This window comes from Marinobacter sp. AN1 (genome assembly GCF_026013985.1).
GTDB classification, from domain to species: Bacteria; Pseudomonadota; Gammaproteobacteria; order Pseudomonadales; family Oleiphilaceae; genus Marinobacter; species Marinobacter segnicrescens.
This window is the reverse complement of sequence record NZ_CP110342.1, coordinates 360538-376815: the sequence shown is the minus strand read 5'-3', so window position 1 is coordinate 376815 and position 16278 is coordinate 360538. Positions and strand designations below refer to the sequence as shown.

10 protein-coding genes are annotated in these 16278 nt (G+C 58.1%); 2 read left to right on the top strand and 8 right to left on the bottom strand.

Going from position 1 to position 16278, the window contains the following annotated elements; translation table 11 throughout:
- Positions 1 to 12 precede the first annotated feature (12 nt).
- The 6 genes from LJ360_RS01640 to LJ360_RS01615 form a co-directional block, all read right to left on the bottom strand.
- Entirely contained in the window at positions 13 to 1122 is a 1110-nt protein-coding gene (locus LJ360_RS01640; RefSeq protein ID WP_264995060.1) for a Zn-dependent alcohol dehydrogenase, read from the bottom strand.
- 53 nt (positions 1123 to 1175) lie between these two features.
- On the bottom strand, positions 1176 to 2978 hold the full coding sequence (locus LJ360_RS01635; protein WP_264995059.1) for an acyl-CoA dehydrogenase: 1803 nt from the start codon (positions 2976 to 2978) through the stop codon (positions 1176 to 1178).
- A 297-nt stretch (positions 2979 to 3275) separates the two neighbouring features.
- Entirely contained in the window at positions 3276 to 4460 is a 1185-nt protein-coding gene (locus LJ360_RS01630; RefSeq protein ID WP_264995058.1) for an acetyl-CoA C-acyltransferase, read from the bottom strand.
- Positions 4461 to 4699: 239 nt separating this feature from the next.
- Positions 4700 to 6796, bottom strand: a complete 2097-nt coding sequence (locus LJ360_RS01625) for a 3-hydroxyacyl-CoA dehydrogenase NAD-binding domain-containing protein (RefSeq protein ID WP_264995057.1) — start codon at positions 6794 to 6796, stop codon at positions 4700 to 4702.
- A 224-nt stretch (positions 6797 to 7020) separates the two neighbouring features.
- Positions 7021 to 7815 (bottom strand): IclR family transcriptional regulator, encoded by a 795-nt coding sequence (locus LJ360_RS01620; RefSeq protein ID WP_264996081.1) that lies wholly within the window; start codon positions 7813 to 7815, stop codon positions 7021 to 7023.
- Positions 7816 to 8045: 230 nt separating this feature from the next.
- Positions 8046 to 8303: a hypothetical protein gene (locus LJ360_RS01615; RefSeq protein ID WP_264995056.1), complete on the bottom strand. Its 258-nt coding sequence runs from the start codon at positions 8301 to 8303 to the stop codon at positions 8046 to 8048.
- A 475-nt stretch (positions 8304 to 8778) separates the two neighbouring features.
- On the opposite strand from LJ360_RS01615, the gene LJ360_RS01610 reads away from it, so the two are divergent.
- Both LJ360_RS01610 and LJ360_RS01605 read left to right on the top strand, forming a co-directional pair.
- The gene (locus tag LJ360_RS01610) at positions 8779 to 10089 is read left to right on the top strand and encodes a hypothetical protein (protein WP_264995055.1); all 1311 of its coding nucleotides are present in this window, start codon (positions 8779 to 8781) and stop codon (positions 10087 to 10089) included.
- 118 nt (positions 10090 to 10207) lie between these two features.
- Positions 10208 to 11056, top strand: a complete 849-nt coding sequence (locus LJ360_RS01605; protein WP_264995054.1) for a hypothetical protein — start codon at positions 10208 to 10210, stop codon at positions 11054 to 11056.
- A gap of 118 nt (positions 11057 to 11174) precedes the next feature.
- Here LJ360_RS01605 and LJ360_RS01600 read toward each other — a convergent pair whose 3' ends face one another.
- Both LJ360_RS01600 and LJ360_RS01595 read right to left on the bottom strand, forming a co-directional pair.
- Positions 11175 to 14462 carry an acetyl-CoA carboxylase family protein gene (locus LJ360_RS01600; RefSeq protein ID WP_264995053.1) on the bottom strand — a complete coding sequence of 1096 codons (3288 nt, stop codon included), beginning with the start codon at positions 14460 to 14462 and terminating at the stop codon, positions 11175 to 11177.
- A gap of 61 nt (positions 14463 to 14523) precedes the next feature.
- Positions 14524 to 16233, bottom strand: coding sequence for an AMP-binding protein (locus LJ360_RS01595; protein WP_264995052.1), 1710 nt, complete (start codon positions 16231 to 16233; stop codon positions 14524 to 14526).
- Between the last annotated feature and the right edge of the window lie 45 nt (positions 16234 to 16278).

The following is a 16278-nucleotide window of genomic DNA, read 5'->3' as shown; positions in this document are numbered from 1 at the left end:
TGGCCTCAGCCATTATTCGAAAACGATCACGCCACGGGCGTTCTTGCCGGCAATCATGTCTTCGAAGGCCTGCGGCGCCTCGTCAATGCTGTAGGTCTGGGTGATCAGCTCATCCAGCTTCAGGCGATTGGCCTTGTACAGGTTCAGGATCTTCGGGAAGTCGTACTGGGGCCGTGCGGAACCCAGCCAGCTACCCTTGAGTGTGCGCTCATCCGCCGGCAGGGCAAAGGTGCTGATGGAGGTCTTGTCCTTCATATCGGCAACACCGACCACTACCACGGTACCGGCCCGGCCCAGGGCCTTGTAGGCCTGCTCGACCACCTTGCCGTTGCCGACGCACTCGAAGGCATAGTCTACGCCACCGGCGGTCATTTTCTTGATGGCCTTGCTGACGTCTTCCACTTCGTTGATGTTGATGGTGTGCGTCGCGCCGAATTCCTTCGCCATCTCCAGCTTGGCCTCGTTGGTGTCCACGGCGATGACCATTTCAGCACCAGCAGTCACACAGCCCTGAATGGCATTCAGACCGACACCACCAATACCGAATACCGCAGCACGTGAGCCTGGCTCCAGTTGGGCAGTATTGAACACCGAACCCACACCGGTAATGACGGCGCAGCCCACCAGCGCAGCACTGGGCAGGGGCACACCTTCGTCGATCTTGACGCAGTTGTCCTCGTGCAGGGTGGCGTATTCCGCCATCACGCCGCAGGCGCCGAACACATACAGGTCTTCGTCGTCCTTGCCATGGGTGCGAACCGTACCGTCCGGCAGGGTCACCATGGACTTCTTCGCATTCTCGCAAAGCACCGGGCGGCCGCGCACACAGTTGCGGCACTTGCCGCACATGGTGATGAAGGTGGTCACCACGTAGTCACCTTCCTTGAGACCGGTTACGCCCTCGCCTACTTCAACGACAACGCCCGCCCCTTCATGACCAACCACCAGGGGTGGCGGATACTGGATCTTGCCGGTGGTGGCGGAATGGTCACTGTGGCAGACACCACAGGCTGCAACCTTGATGGTGACTTCGCCCCGCTTGGGGCCATCTACGGTGATGGTTTCCACCTGAACAGGTTTGCCCCATTCACGGCAGACCACTGCTTTTGCCTGACGGCTCATGGTGTATCTCTCCTGGTATCGATTGTTGTGTAGTTTCGGTCTCGAGCGGTTTATCAGAAGCCCTCGGCTTCAATCTCCAGGGCGGTGGCGTCGACCTCCCTGAGTAATTGCGTCAGCCCCTGTACCCGGGGCAGTTCATAGCGGCTGAAGAAGTCACAGGCTTTCAGCTTGCCCTCGTAGAAAGCAGCGGGCTGGGGACCGCCTGCGGCGAGGCCCTTTGTCGCCGCCAGCGCCTGGCGGAGCCACAGCCAGCCCACTACGGTGTGCCCGAAGGCCTCAAGATACAACGAGGCATTGGCCAGCGCACGCTCTACCTGACCTTCCTGCTTTACCGCCTGGATGCAGTCGGTGGCCTCTTTCAGGGCTTCCACGGTGTCTGCCAGGCGACGAGCGTTGTCCGCCAGCTTCGGATCACTACTTGCTTCCTCCACCGTTGCGGCGATACGACGCAGCAACTCCTGATAATATCGGCCGCCGGCCATGGAAACCTTGCGTCCCAGCAAGTCCATACCCTGGATGCCGTGGGTACCCTCGTGAATGGGGTTCAGGCGGTTGTCACGATAGAACTGCTCCACCGGATACTCACGGGTATAGCCGTAGCCACCGTGCACCTGGATGGCGAGGCTGTTGGCTTCCAGGCAAAACTGGGACGGCCAGGACTTGATCAGCGGCGTCAGCAGGTCGAGCAACCCTGCGGCCATTTCCCGTTCTTCGTCAGTCTGCGCCACCTTCTTTTCGTCCACCAGGCGGGCGCCCTGCAGGGCCAGGGACAGGCCGCCTTCCACGTAGGCCTTCATGGTCAGCAGCATGCGGCGGATGTCCGCGTGCTCAATCAGTGGCACCTGGGGTGACTGCGGGTCCTTGTTGCCCACCGGGCGGCCCTGGCGACGTTCCCTTGCGTATTCCAGGGCGTGGAGGTAACCGGTGTAGCCCAGCATGACTGAGCCCAGGCCAACGCCAATGCGGGCCTCGTTCATCATGTGAAACATGGCGGCCAGGCCGTTATGGGGCTCGCCCACCAGGTAGCCAACCGCACCCTCTTGCTCACCAAAGTTGAGCATGGTGGAGGTGGTGCCCCGGTAACCCATCTTGTGAATCAGGCCGGCCAGGGCAACGTCGTTGCGCTCGCCCAGGGAGCCGTCGTCGTTCACCAGGAACTTCGGCACGATAAACAGGGAGATGCCTTTTACGCCCGGGGGCGCATCTGGCAGACGTGCCAGTACCATATGAACAATGTTATCGCTCAGCTCATGGTCACCGGCGGAAATAAAGATCTTGTTGCCCTTGAGGCGATAGCTGCCATCACCGGCCGGCTCGGCCCGGGTGCGCAAATCCCCCAGGGAGGAGCCGGAATGGGGCTCGGTCAGGCACATGGTTCCGAAGAAACGCCCGCTGAGCATGGGTTCGGCATAACGGGTCTTCTGCTCCTCACTGCCCTGCGTCAGGATCAGGTTGGCGGCCGCGATGGTCAGGCCCGCGTAGGCCTGGGTGCCCACATTGGCGCCCTTGAGCAAGCCCACACACATCTGGCCCACAGCGCTGGGCAGTTGCATGCCACCCCGCTCATAATCCTGGCTGGCTGCCAGCAGGCCGGTTTCCCGCAGTACGTCCAGGGCTTTCTTCACTTCCGGACGCATCACCACCCGCCCGTTCTCGAAAATGGGCTCCTCCTCGTCCACCAGCCGGGCATGGGGAGCAAACTCCTCTGCCGCCACCTTCAGCGCCAGGTCCAGGGCCGCCTGCAGGGTTTCGCGGTTGTGGTCAGCGTAGCGGTCGTACTTGAGGAAGTCGTCGACCTGGTGTAGTTCAAACAGCTGGAATTCGAGATCGCGGGTGTTGATGATGTTCTGTTGCACGCGGGTATGCCTTTCTGAAATAACTGATTTGCCAAGGAATCCACGCAAAACACGGAAGGAAAAGATGAAGAGCTTTTTTAGCCACGAAACCCACGAAAGAACACGAAAAAATGATCACTGATAAAGTGATCTTTGGTTTTCAAATTTCGTGGGTTTCGTGGATTTCGTGGCAAGTTCTCTTTTTTTGTCTTTTCCGTGTTGTTCCGTTCGCCCTGAGCATGTCGAAGGGCCGTGGATTCCGTGGCTAAAACCAAAAAGGGGGCGAACTCTCGCCCGCCCCCTCCTGATTCCGCCTGTTTATACCACTTCAAACAGGCCGGCTGCGCCCTGGCCGCCGCCGATGCACATGGTGACCACCACGTACTTGGCGCCACGGCGCTTACCCTCAATGAGGGCATGGCCGGTCAGGCGTGAGCCGGTCACACCGTAGGGGTGACCCACGGCGATGGAGCCGCCGTTCACGTTGAGCTTCTCCATGGGGATGCCCAGACGGTCGCGACAGTACACAACCTGGGAGGCGAAGGCTTCGTTCAGTTCCCACAGGTCGATGTCGTCCATGGTCAGGCCGTTACGCTCCAGCAGGCGCGGGATGGCGAAGACCGGGCCGATACCCATCTCGTCAGGCTCGCAACCGGCAACGGCGAAGCCACGGAAGATACCCATCGGTTCGATGTTGTTCTTCTCGGCGTAGGTGCTGTTCATTACGGTGCACACAGAGGCGCCGTCAGACAGCTGGGAGGCGTTGCCGGCGGTGACGAAGTTGCCTTCACCACGTACCGGGTCCAGGCCCTGCAGCCCTTCAATGGTAGTGTTCGGACGGTTGCACTCGTCCTTGTCCAGGGTGACCTGCTTTTCGCTGACCTTTCCGGTTTCCTTGTTTTTCACCAGCATGGTGGCGTCGTAGGGAACGATCTCGTCAGCAAACTTGCCGGCTTCCTGACCCGCAGCGGTGCGCTGCTGGGAGATCAGGGCGTACTCGTCCTGGGCTTCACGGCTGACGTTGTAGCGCTGGGCTACGATGTCAGCGGTCTCGATCATGGACAGGTACAGCTCCGGCTTGTTCTTCATCAGCCACTCGTTGGTGGCGTGGAACTGGTTCAGCTTGTCGTTCTGCACCAGGGAGATGGACTCCACACCACCCGCGACGATCGCCGGAACCTTCTCGGACACAACACGCTGGGACGCAATGGCGATGGACTGCAGGCCGGAGGAGCAGAAGCGGTTGATGGACAGGCCAGCGGTGGTCACCGGCAGGCCGGCACGGATAGCTGCCAGGCGGGCCATGTTCTTGCCCTGGGCACCTTCGTGGAAGGTGGCGCCGAGGATCACGTCCTCAACGATGTTCGGATCAATACCCGCGCGCTCGACGGCGTGCTTGATCACGTGACCAGCGATATCAACGCTGTGGGTGTTGTTCAGGGCGCCCCGGTAGGACTTGCCCAGACCGGTACGGGCGGTGGAGACGATAACTGCATCAGACATTCGAGTGTCCTCTTGAACTTGAGTTGGCTGCGGACGAGGCTCTTCACGGGAGCTGGAGGGCGTATACCAGATCCAGCGCCCTGCATTCCCTCTCCCCAACGAGGGAGAGGGCCAGGGTGAGGGGGAGCACCCGAAGGGTGCCGGAATTCAAGTCCAGGCGTTTGCCTGCTTCCCCTCACCCCCAACCCCTCTCCCGCCAGGGGAGAGGGGAGGTAACGCCGCAGCGGATCGATAAAGGTTTACAGGTCGCCGAACTTCTTGCCTTCAGCAACCAGCTTTTCCAGAAGCGGAGACGGCTCCCACTGCTTGCCGCCAACTTCCTTTTGGTACTTCTTGATGGCATCCAGGATCTTGTCCAGGCCGATCTGGTCAGCCCAGAACATGGGGCCACCACGGTAGGCCGGGAAGCCGTAGCCGTAGATCCAGGTAATGTCGATATCCAGGGAGCGATCGGCAATGCCCTCGTCCAGGATCTTGGCGCCTTCGTTGATCATCACATACATGCAGCGCTCCAGGATTTCCTGGTCAGACACCTCACGGGGCGTGATGCCCTGTTCCTTGCGGAACTCGGCGATGAGCTTGTCGGTTTCCGGATCCGGAATCGGCTTGCGGTTGCCTTCTTCGTACTTGTAGGTACCGGCGCCGGTCTTCTGGCCCAGACGGCCCTGCTCGGCCAGCTTGTCCATCCAGCTCGGCGGGACATCCTCGCCAGCCTTGCGACGCTCTTCACGGATGCTGTAGCCGATATCGATACCGGCCAGGTCACCCATGGCAAACTGACCCATGGGGAAGCCAAGGTCAGTCAGTACCTTGTCCACCTGCTGCGGGGTGGCACCATCGTTCACCAGGGCCATGGCTTCGGCACCACGCTTGTGCAGCATGCGGTTGCCCACGAAGCCGTGGCAGTTGCCAACCAGTACGCCCACCTTCTTGATGCGCTTGGCCAGGTTCATGGCCGTGGCCTTGACGTCGTCAGCGGTTTTCTCACCACGGACGATTTCCAACAGCTTCATGACGTTGGCCGGGCTGAAGAAGTGCAGGCCGATCACGTCTTCCGGACGCTTGGTGGCAGAGGCAATCTCGTCGATGTCCAGGGTAGAGGTGTTGGAGGCCAGGATGGCGCCCGGCTTACACTTCTCATCCAGCTGACTGAAGATGCTCTTCTTGATATCCATGCGCTCGAACACGGCTTCGATCACCAGGTCGACGTCTGCAAAGTCGTCATAGGTGAGGGTGCCGTTGATCAGGCTCATACGCTCTTCCACCTGCTCCATGGTGAGGCGGCCTTTCTTGGCGGTGTTCTCGTAGTTCTTGCGGATGATGGCCAGGCCCTTGTCCAGGGCTTCCTGCTTCACTTCCGCGATGGTGACGGGAATGCCGACGTTGGCGAAGTTCATGGCGATACCTCCGCCCATGGTGCCAGCACCGATAACACCGACCTTCTTGATGTCACGGATCGGGGTGTCTTTCGGCAGGCCCGGAACCTTGGAAACTTCACGCTCGGCAAAGAAGGCGTGGATCAGCCCGGCGCGCTGGTCGGATTCCATCAGATCTCCGAACAGTTCACGTTCGCGCTTCATGCCTTCCTCAAAAGAGGAGGAAGTAAACGCTGCTTCAACTGCGTCGGTGCACTTGAATGGTGCCAGCAGGCCACGGGCCTTCTTCTTCAGGCCTTCACGGAACTTGTCGAAGACATCGCTGCCCTTCTCCGCTTCCAGCTTGTCGGTCAGCTCGCTCACGCGACGTACCGGCTTGCCTTCATCAATCACTTTCTGGGCAAATGCCAGGCCAGCCGCCTTCACGTCCTCGCTGCCGGCCACTTCATCAACAATACCGGCCGCCTGGGCATCTTTGGCCGCAACAAAATCGCCAGTGGTAATCATTTCCAGTGCCTTCTGGGCACCGGTCAGGCGCGGCAGGCGCTGGGTACCACCAGCACCGGGCAGCAGGCCCAGCTTCACTTCCGGCAGACCAACCTTGGCACTGGGTACCGCTACGCGGTAATGACAGCCCAGGGCCACTTCCAGGCCACCGCCCAGGGCAGTGCCATGAATGGCGGCAACAACCGGTTTGTCAGAGGCTTCGATAAAGTTGACCACTTCCGGCAGCCCGGGCTCCTGCATGGGCTTGCCGAATTCACGGATATCAGCGCCGGCCATGAAGGTACGACCTTCGGCCATGATCAGGAGGGCCTTGGCGTCCGCATCATCCTGACCCTGTTGTACGGCGTTCTGGATACCGGAGCGAACCGCGTGCCCCAGGGCATTCACCGGCGGGTAGTTGACGGTGATAACGCCGATGGCGCCTTCGCGGTTATAGGTTACGACGTCGGACATAGATCCTCCTTGCGCAAACATGGAATGGAGTTTTATTCAGCGAAACAGACCGGTGATTTAATACAAGTTTGCGGAATGTTTCAACCTTGGACTGGCTGAACATCGACCAGATTGTGTTTGGGGAGATTGATTGTACGCCTGATGGAGCGGGAGGGGAAAACCCGGGAATCCGGGGATCAGTGCAAGGCGCCCCAGCCCCTGGGGCGCCTTGCCACTTGCAGGGCTTAAACCCCGAGCGACTCAATATCACTCGCCAGCATCGCCAGCTGATGGGCAATGGAACTGCGCAGCTTGTCACCAGACACCAGGTAGGACGGCGCCGCACAGGTCAGCGCCATGGTGGTGCCATCCTGCAGACGCACCGGCACCCCGGCAGCATTGATATTGCGGTCCCATTCACCAAGGGACAGGCAGAAGCCATGCTCCCGGTAATCCTCCAATGCCTGGTCCAGGCCCTTCTTCTTTTCCGGCCAGCCTTCCGGACCGTATTTCTCGGCCAGGGCTTCCATCAGGATCTTGCGGCCGTCCTCGGTCAGGGAGGAGCAGTAGGCCCTTCCTGCAGCGGTCGTCGCCATGGGAAGCTTGAGGCCGATTTCCATGCGCAGCAGGGAAGCCTCCGGGGGCATGCGGTTCTCTACATAGATCATATGCAGACGATCCCGGCAGGTCAGGCCGACCGACATATTATTACGGCGGGCGAACTCGTCCATGTAAGGCTTGGCCAGCTGGCGCACCTTCAGGTTGGAGACGTAGGCATAGCCCAGGGCCAGCACGCCGGAACTGAGCTGGTACTTTTCCAGCACCGGGTTGTAGCTCAGGTAGCCAAGCTTGGTGAGGGTATAGGTCATACGGGAGACAGTGGGCTTGGGGAGCCCGGTCAGCCGTGCGATGTCCTGATTGCCCAGGATCACAGAACCCTGACTGAAAGCCCGCAGTACATCCAGGCCCCGGGACAGGGCTTCGACAAACTTGCGGTCTTTCTCGGGCTTGTCCGGGGAATCGGCGGACGCTTCGACCAGATCTGCTTTTGTTTTAGTGCTCAAGGTCATAGTTTCCGGTGCCTCAAAAAGCCCCGTGACAGCCACCGGCACGCACCGGGTTGTGGCAATGCCCACAGGGCAACTCAGAAATAGATGAAAAAGTCAGAAACCCGCGCATTTTACTTGTGGGTTTTCGTCCCGACCATGGCCTGTTCCGAATTTGTTTCAAAAAACCTGCCAAACCGGAACGCGTTGCGAAACTAAAGCCATCACCCCGCCATTAAACGCAACCTGCGGAACACAGCCCACAAGAAAAATATTTTTTCGGTACGAAGTTCTGCTTTGCGGAACAGCTTAGTCAATTCCGAAACAAGTTGCCAACCAGAATTGAATAGGCCTGACACCGTGCGTCCCCGGGCAAACCGCGCCATGACCGGAGACGCGGGGAACGACGCACCAATTTGCGACTCCTGCCCCGAACCATTGCAGGCAAAGCCTGCCAATCCAGCCATTTCACTGTGCAGCACAAAATCATTACAAATCCTGTAAAAAAGTCACCGAGGCTATTGCATGACAAAAAATTTATTCCTACTATCCGGGAGACTGCTAAATGGAAGGCGTCCTGACTGAGCGGCTGGTGACAGGCTGCGGTCGGAGCAGAGAACAAAAAAAGCACCATGGAAGTGTGATTCTCATCAGACACACGAAAAAAAGTGTGATCCTGTCCCACCAAGGCCCTTGCCTTTGTTGGATTCTCTGCTAAGACTGTACTTGATCATTCGCCCATAACCGCCTTGATAGAATTGCAAAATGCATTCAGCCAGGGTGGCAGTCGACCAGAATAACTGCAGGCTTTATACGGCCTGGCATCAACTGGCCACAGGGATAACAACCGGAGGTTTGATCAGGCAGCAAGGAATAATCACAAGCAAAAACAAGCAGTAAAAGCGTCACTGAGTCCAACAATCGAGTCGATTAGACATAAAAAAAGGGTTTAAAACCATGGCACAACAAAGCAAGATCACTTCCCGCCCGCTGACCAAGGCACTGGGAACCGCTTCCATCCTGGGCATGGCAATCGCCGGCGCTAACTTCGCGAATGCCCTGCAAACTGATTTTGGTGTTACGTATCAGGCTGATGCCTTTGCGATCAGTTCAGACGCCTACGAAGATGCTGGCGCGTCATCCTCCACTGACAACGGCTTCGCCAACCTCCTGCGCGTGAAGGCTGATTTCAAGGACGAGAACACCGGCATTTCTATTCATACCAGCACCGAACTCGCGTCTGACCGCTGGAGCGGTGACGGCAAAAGCCTTCCCAGCGGCACCGCAAGCAGTGAGTCATACACAGGCAATGCCAACGAAGACGTGACCCTTGACCTGGGTTATGTTCAGGTACCCTTCTCCAACGGCACCATCCTGCGCGTGGGCCGCCAGGCGGCTAACTGGAGTAACTGCTTCCTGACCTGCGACGACCGTCGTGATCGTATCCTCACCCTGACACCCACCAGCCTGGGTACCGTCATCGCCCTGTATGACCGTCGTAGCGATACGGCCTCTTTCGCTAACCGTGACAACGGTGACCAGGTAGCCTTGGGTCTTGTGACCAAAGCCGCCGACTTCAACGTTGGTCTTCTTTATGTGCACTGGCTGCAGAACACCGCAACTCCGGGCGGCTACCCGCTGCAGGGCACCCATCTGTTCTCCCCATACATCAGCGGCATGATTGGCGACGCAGTCAAACTGGACGTCGGTGTTAACTACTTCGACGGCAACGAAGTCGACCTGGGCGATGGCCGGATCTACGCCGACGCCAGCTTCGGCACCTACGTGCGTGGTGGCTTTGATCTCGGCGCCATGAACCTCCAGGTTCAGTGGGCAGGCACCCAGGATGGCGGTTTCATCGTTCCGGGCTTTGACACCTTCTCCAGCCTGATCAACAACAACCCGGATTCCACCCAGAACCCGACCAGCCTGTATCGTATGGGTGGTCAGTCTGGCCTGGAAGACCACGAAGAGAACCTGTTCATCGCCAAGGCTACCTTTGACGTCACTCCGCGCATGAGCCTGCACGGTTCTGTGGGTACACTGCAGATCGACAACGGTACTGATGACGATGACTCCATGATCTATGACCTGGGTGCCAGCTACAAGCTGAACGAATCCGTCACCACCTCTGCTACCTGGGGCATGGTCACTGAGAATGACGTTGCTACAACTACTGGCAACGGCCTCGTTCCGGCTGCTGGCGGTGTTGCTTTCGCCGATGACGACCTGATGGCCGCCAAGGTATCACTGAACGTAGCGTTCTGAGACCGCTGTTGACCAGGTAATTTAGCGACCCTCGGGCGGTCAGGGCATTGCCCTGACCCGCCCTTTTTGTTTTTATGTCAGTAATATTCGAAGCAATTTTCCGCAAAGGTTCTTCAACATGATAAAGAAATGCCGCGCGTCACTCGGGATATGGTTAACAGCGGTGCTCGCCACTGGTTGTGTTACCTCAGAACAGGCCCAGCGTCAGATAGAAGCTGTAGACTCGGAAGCCGGCCTGAATCGGACCAAGAGCGAGTGGACCACTCCGTTCTGGGAAAAGGGCAGCGGCGATGCTGATGAGTCTGGTCAAGAGGTATCTTCATCGTCTGTCCAGGCGGCACCCGCTGCCGGCCAGCTTCGTACCAACCTGGCCATTATCGGCGCCTCCGATTCGCTCTACCGGGAGCTGGATAACACCGCGGCAGACTATGGCTACCGCCTGATCCCCAGGCCAGAACTGCAAGACGCGCTATCCAAGACCCCGGCCTGTGAAGACACCACTTCCGAAGCCTGTGCCGAAGCCCTGGCCGCTTACCCTGGCGCACGCATGGTGGTCACGATTGAACGTAGCAGCTCCGTCACCGTCACCGTCACCGATGCTGCCAGTAACGCCCGCTGGGGCGCTACTGAGCTGACCTCCGGCAAGCAAGGCGAGGAACTGCTGGAACTGGTTTCGCAGCGCGCGGACATCGCGCCGTGGGCCATGAAAGCCTTCCGCGCGGATGATGGCCGCCTTTACCTCTCGGCCGGTCGCGCCAATGGCCTGGAAACCGGTGACGAACTGGCCATCCACGAGCCAGGCACCCTGGTCCGCGCGCCCAATGGCCAGCCCATCACCTGGCGTGTAGGCGAGCGTGTGGGAACGGTACGTATCGGAGAACTGTTCGGCAGCGACCTGGCCGCCCTGGTACCCCTAGCGGGCCAGCGTCCAACTCCAGAGCATGACCTGATTTTACTCGACAACTAACCCAACCGGATTCGTTCATTAGAGCCTGGCATCAGATCACCTGACGGCACCCTGGCAAATAACTGATTGCCCGGGTGCCGTCAAAACCTGGAGCCAGAGATCCGGTGTGCAATTCGTTTTATGGACGCAACCCGAATGCTGGCTTCCCCAGCTGTTTTGGTAGCGTGCGATAAGCGTCCTCGACCCAATCGCAGAGCAGTATGCGACTCTCCCTGGGATCGATCATATTCTGCACGCCAAAGCTCTCGGCTGTGCGCAACGGCGAGGCAATCTTTTCCATTTCCTGACTGATGCGCTCCAGTTCCTGCTCCCGATTTTCCGCCTGATTCAACTGTGCACTGAAGGCTGCCTCAATACCGCCCCGTGACGGCAATGAACCCCAGGTACCCGACGGCCAGGACCAGCTGGGTGAAGCCCGATGGCGGTTCACCATACCCGCACCGCCCACACCGAATATTCTGCGTAGAATCAGTTCTGCCTGGGGCACGCGAGCCTGGTAGATGGCAGATATAGCCCTCACTCCGTGGCGTATTGTGCCTCTGCGCTCCGCCGCAGAACCGATGGAAACGCCACCCTGATCCGTCAGGCTGACAATAGGCAGGTGGAACGTGTCACAGAGATCCACCAGACGAGTAACAGCCTGAGCGCCCTCTACGGTCATAGTGACACCCTTGAGCGGATTCGTTGCCAGTACACCTACCGGATAACCATTCAGCCGGGCCAGAGCGGTAACCGTCGAGCCTCCATATTCAGAGTAAGTGAAGATAGATCCCTGATCGAAGATGGCTTCCAGAATCGCATGGATGTCATAAGGTTTTCTGGAATTCCGGGGTATGGCGTTGAGCAGTTGCTCTTCGCGCCGCTCTATCGGGTCACTGCAAACCTGTCTGGGGGGCAGTTCGTCCACATTGCGTGGCAGGTAGGAGAGAAACTTCCGAATAACGTCGAAGGCTTCCTGCTCTGTTTCTACAAGACGTTCAACCACTCCGCTCTCAGCATGGATTCCAACCCCACCAAGCTCTTCCAGGGAAAGGTCCTCACCAGTGCTACCTTTTACAACGGGTGGACCTGCAGTAAACGCCTGGCCGATGCCCCGCACCATCACAGCAAGGTGCGACATGGCAAGCCTGGCGGCGCCAAGCCCCACGGTTGGTCCGACGGCTGCAGCGACCACTGGTACCAGGGAGAGGTTGTCGACTACGGCATCCCAGCCAGGATTGATGGGAACGTAATGAAAGCCATGCTTCAGCGCCATCTTGACGCTGCCACCGCCGGAGGCACCATCAAGCAAACGGACAACTGGCAGACGCATATCCCTGGCATAGTTTTCCAGGAATATCTGCTTGCCATGAATCGCGGCATCCCCGGAACTCGCCCGCAAGGTGAAGTCATCAATGCCGAGGGTTACCTTTCTTCCGTCAAGGCGAGCTGTGCCACCGATAAAGTTAGCGGGTTGTACGTTGATCAGATTGCCCTGCTCATCGTATTCAGCAAACCCTGTCAGTGCACCGACCTCCGAAAACGAGCCCTCGTCGACCAATGCCTGGACTCGTTCACGGGCGGTGAGCTTGCCTTTAGCTTTTTGCTTACTGACTTTGTCCTTGCCGCCCATCTGTTGCGCCATGGTCAGGCGCTGCTGGATTTCTTCAACTTCGACACCCCAGCCTGCGTCTTTTTCGCCAAACGGTAAAGCGGAAGCTTTAATACTGTCGCCAGTTGATGAGTCTGCGTCATCGGGCTCAATAATGGCGAGTATGTCATTTTCCTTGATGACATCACCAACCCTGGCCGTCACTGCATTAACCCGGCCGCTGTATGCCGCCCGGACAGACTGCTCCATCTTCATAGCCTCGATCACCACGAGCGGCTGGCCCTGTTGGACAAGGTCACCGACCTCCACATCGACTGTTACGACCATACCCTCCATGGGTGCATGGAGTGCTTCATCAGGATCGTAACCCATCGGGAGAGCTGAGGGCGCCTGACTACTGTGAGACTTGTCGTAACCCGCGCCTTCTGCTGCAGGGGGTGTAAGCGGTGAAAAGGTGCCAATTGCTGCCTGGATGTCCGACTGATGGGTTTCAATAAAGGAAGTGTTGTACTCCCCCTGAAGAAACGTTGGATGACCCAGAATTGCCCCGAGAAGCGGAATATTCGTAGGCAAGCCGGTGATGTGGAATTCGCGCAGGGCACCGGTGAGGGTTCCGGTAGCGGATAGAAAGCTCTCCCCCCGCGCAATCACTTTAGCGATCAACGAATCGTATCGGTGACTGGTCTTGTAACCCGCATAACCAAAGGTGTCGACACGTACACCGGGCCCTGAGGGCGGAATAAACCCGGTAATCAGCCCGGATCTGGGCATACTTGTTCCGTTTTCCATGAACTCTTCCAGGTTGACCCGGGCCTGGATTGCAAAGCCCTTGGCTTGCGGCGCCGATACCAAACCCAGGTCTGAAAGGGACCTCCCTGCAGCAATTCTGATTTGCGTCTGAACCAGGTCGACCCCGGTGATCTCCTCCGTAACTGTATGCTCAACCTGCAGACGAGGGTTTGCCTCCATAAACCAGAAGCCTTCGTCGGACACCAAAAACTCAAAGGTGCCGATGTTTTCGTAACGGGCGTGAGACGCCATTGTCTGTGCGGCTTCCAGTATCTGTTCACGCATCGACTGAGGCAGCACCGGGCTTGGCGCGATTTCCAGCAATTTCTGGTGACGCCTTTGCACCGTACAGTCCCGCTCCCAGAGGTGGGTAACTTTTCCAGACCCGTCACCGACAATCTGCACCTCGATATGGCGCGCGTTATGGAGCAGCCTTTCAACATAGAGGTCACCATTACCAAAGGCTTGCTCTGCCTCGGACCGACAACGCTGGTAGGCCTCATCGAGGTCATCCAGTGACCTCACGACTCTCATGCCCCGGCCACCACCGCCAGCCAGGGCTTTCAACATTACTGCGCCACCATTTTCCTGGGCGAACGCCCTGGCCTGCTCCAGAGACGTCGGCTCTGACGTGCCCGGCATAACCGGCACCCCAAGATCAGAAGCCAGCTTCAGCGCTTGCACCTTACTGCCGAACAAGTCCAGGGTTTCTGGCCGAGGACCGATAAAACGGATGCCCCCATCCTCACAACGTCTTGCAAAATCACCGTTTTCACTGAGGAACCCGTAACCAGGATGGATGGCCCAGCATTCATTGTCCTGGGCAGCAGAAACCATGGCCCCGATATCGAGATAAGCAGCCGCACCCTCCCCGGGCAGTTCGCAGGCATCATCAGCGTAGCTGACATGCAGGGCTTCGGAATCATCAGGCGCATACACTGCGAGCGTCTGAAATCCTAACTGACGGGCCGCCCGAATGATCCGGATGGCAATCTCGCCACGATTGGCGATCAGAATCTTCTCCATTATTTATTTCACCTTTATCTTGTTATCGGTCTTCAGGCAACCTGCAGGACTGTTCCGGCCCTCAACGAGCCTGAGATTCAGTAAGCATCTGCTTCAGCTTGTACTTCTCTATTTTGTTCGTCGGTGTCACTGGTAGCGCATCCACAATCCGGACGTGGCGAGGACGCATATATTTCGGCATGTTCTCAGTAGCAAAGGCAGCAATATCGCTCTCTGTACAGGTGCCAGCTTCCTTGAGCTCGATGAACACCGCGATATCATCTTCATTACCTTCCTGGGCCGGCACCGGTACGGCCGCAACGGCCCGAACGTCCGGATGATCCACAAGCAGGGATTCCACCTCATAGGAAGAAACATTTTCACCTCGCACCCGGAAATAGCCCCCCATTCGGTCAACAAACCGGAAGGTGCCATCGTTCTCTTCAACCACGGCATCGCCGGTATGAAACCAGAGATTTCGCCAGGCTTTGAGGGTGGCCTCAGGTTTGTTCAGATACTGTTGAAGCAGCAGCCCGGGGAATCGTGGTCGGAACGCCAGCTGACCAACCTGGCCTGGAGAGAGGCGATTGTCATCCTCGTCCAGAATGGCAACATCCACCAACGGCGATGGCCTGCCCATAAAACCCGGCGGCAGGGTGGTTTCACCGCTGACAACCAGTCGCCCTGATGCTTCGGCGGACGCCCTGAGCTCGGCCTTCGCCAAGCCTTTATAGAGTTCAGGTGGTGTACCTGCCTGGTCACCAAACTGGTCGATAATGGCCATAAAACCGGCCCCCGACTCCGTCTGACCGAATCCACAGGTGACAAAGTCAAACCCGAACCGTTTGGCGACCTCGTGGTGGTTCGCCGGGAGCGGCTGCATGTGCACCTTATTGAGGGTGTTATTACGGTCGCCTTCCGAGGGCGGTGCGGACATCAGCCATGGGATCATGACATCCAGGAGAATTCCGGCGCTTGCACCGCACTCGCGGATCCGGGACCAGAACTCCGAGGGACTGAACCGGTTCCACATGCCCACGGTGTTACCCTTCCAGACCGCTTTTACCAGGAGCGCGTAGGCTCCACCAACGTGATACATCGGTAAATCGCAATACACCACATCCTCTGATGTCCATTGGCTGCGCCCCGCAAAGGCGTACTGATTGATCCAGCGGAAAGGCAGCAAAACGCCCTTGGCGGGCCCGGTCGTTCCGGATGTATAGATAATGGTCGCCGGATCAAATGGACCAAGCTCAGGATCAGCCAGTGATACGTCGGACGTCGCCAGGGTATCCAGCCGATGAACCGCTGAGTTTGGCAACCCCACACCAGACTCACTGGTCTCGCCGGAGGAGTCCGGACCGATTACGACATGGTCCGGCGTAATGTCTGGACCGATTTTGTCCAGTTCCGGCCCAAAGGACGGGTCAGTAATCAGGACAGGAGCCGCGGTATCGTTGATCTGATAGCTGAGCAGCTTGCCCCTGAGGTTGAAGTTGATCGGCGCGTAGATGGCCCCGACCTGCCAACAGGCAAACATTGAAATCGCGGCGAGTAATGAATTACTGGTGAGTACACTTACCGGCTGACCCCGTCCGATGCCGAGGGAAACCAGCCCACGGGCGATCTCCTCGCTCCGGTCATGCATCTCCCTGAACGTCAGCTTTTCGCCCGTTTCCCCGTAGTGGATAAATACCTTGTCGCCGTTTTCAGAGGCATGCCGTTTCAACTGATAGAGCGGCACATCCCCTTCCGATACCATCTGATCAAAGATTTCTTGTGGCTGCTTCATGCTGGTCTTCCTTTTGTTGTTGTTACTCTCAGCGTTTCTGACGAC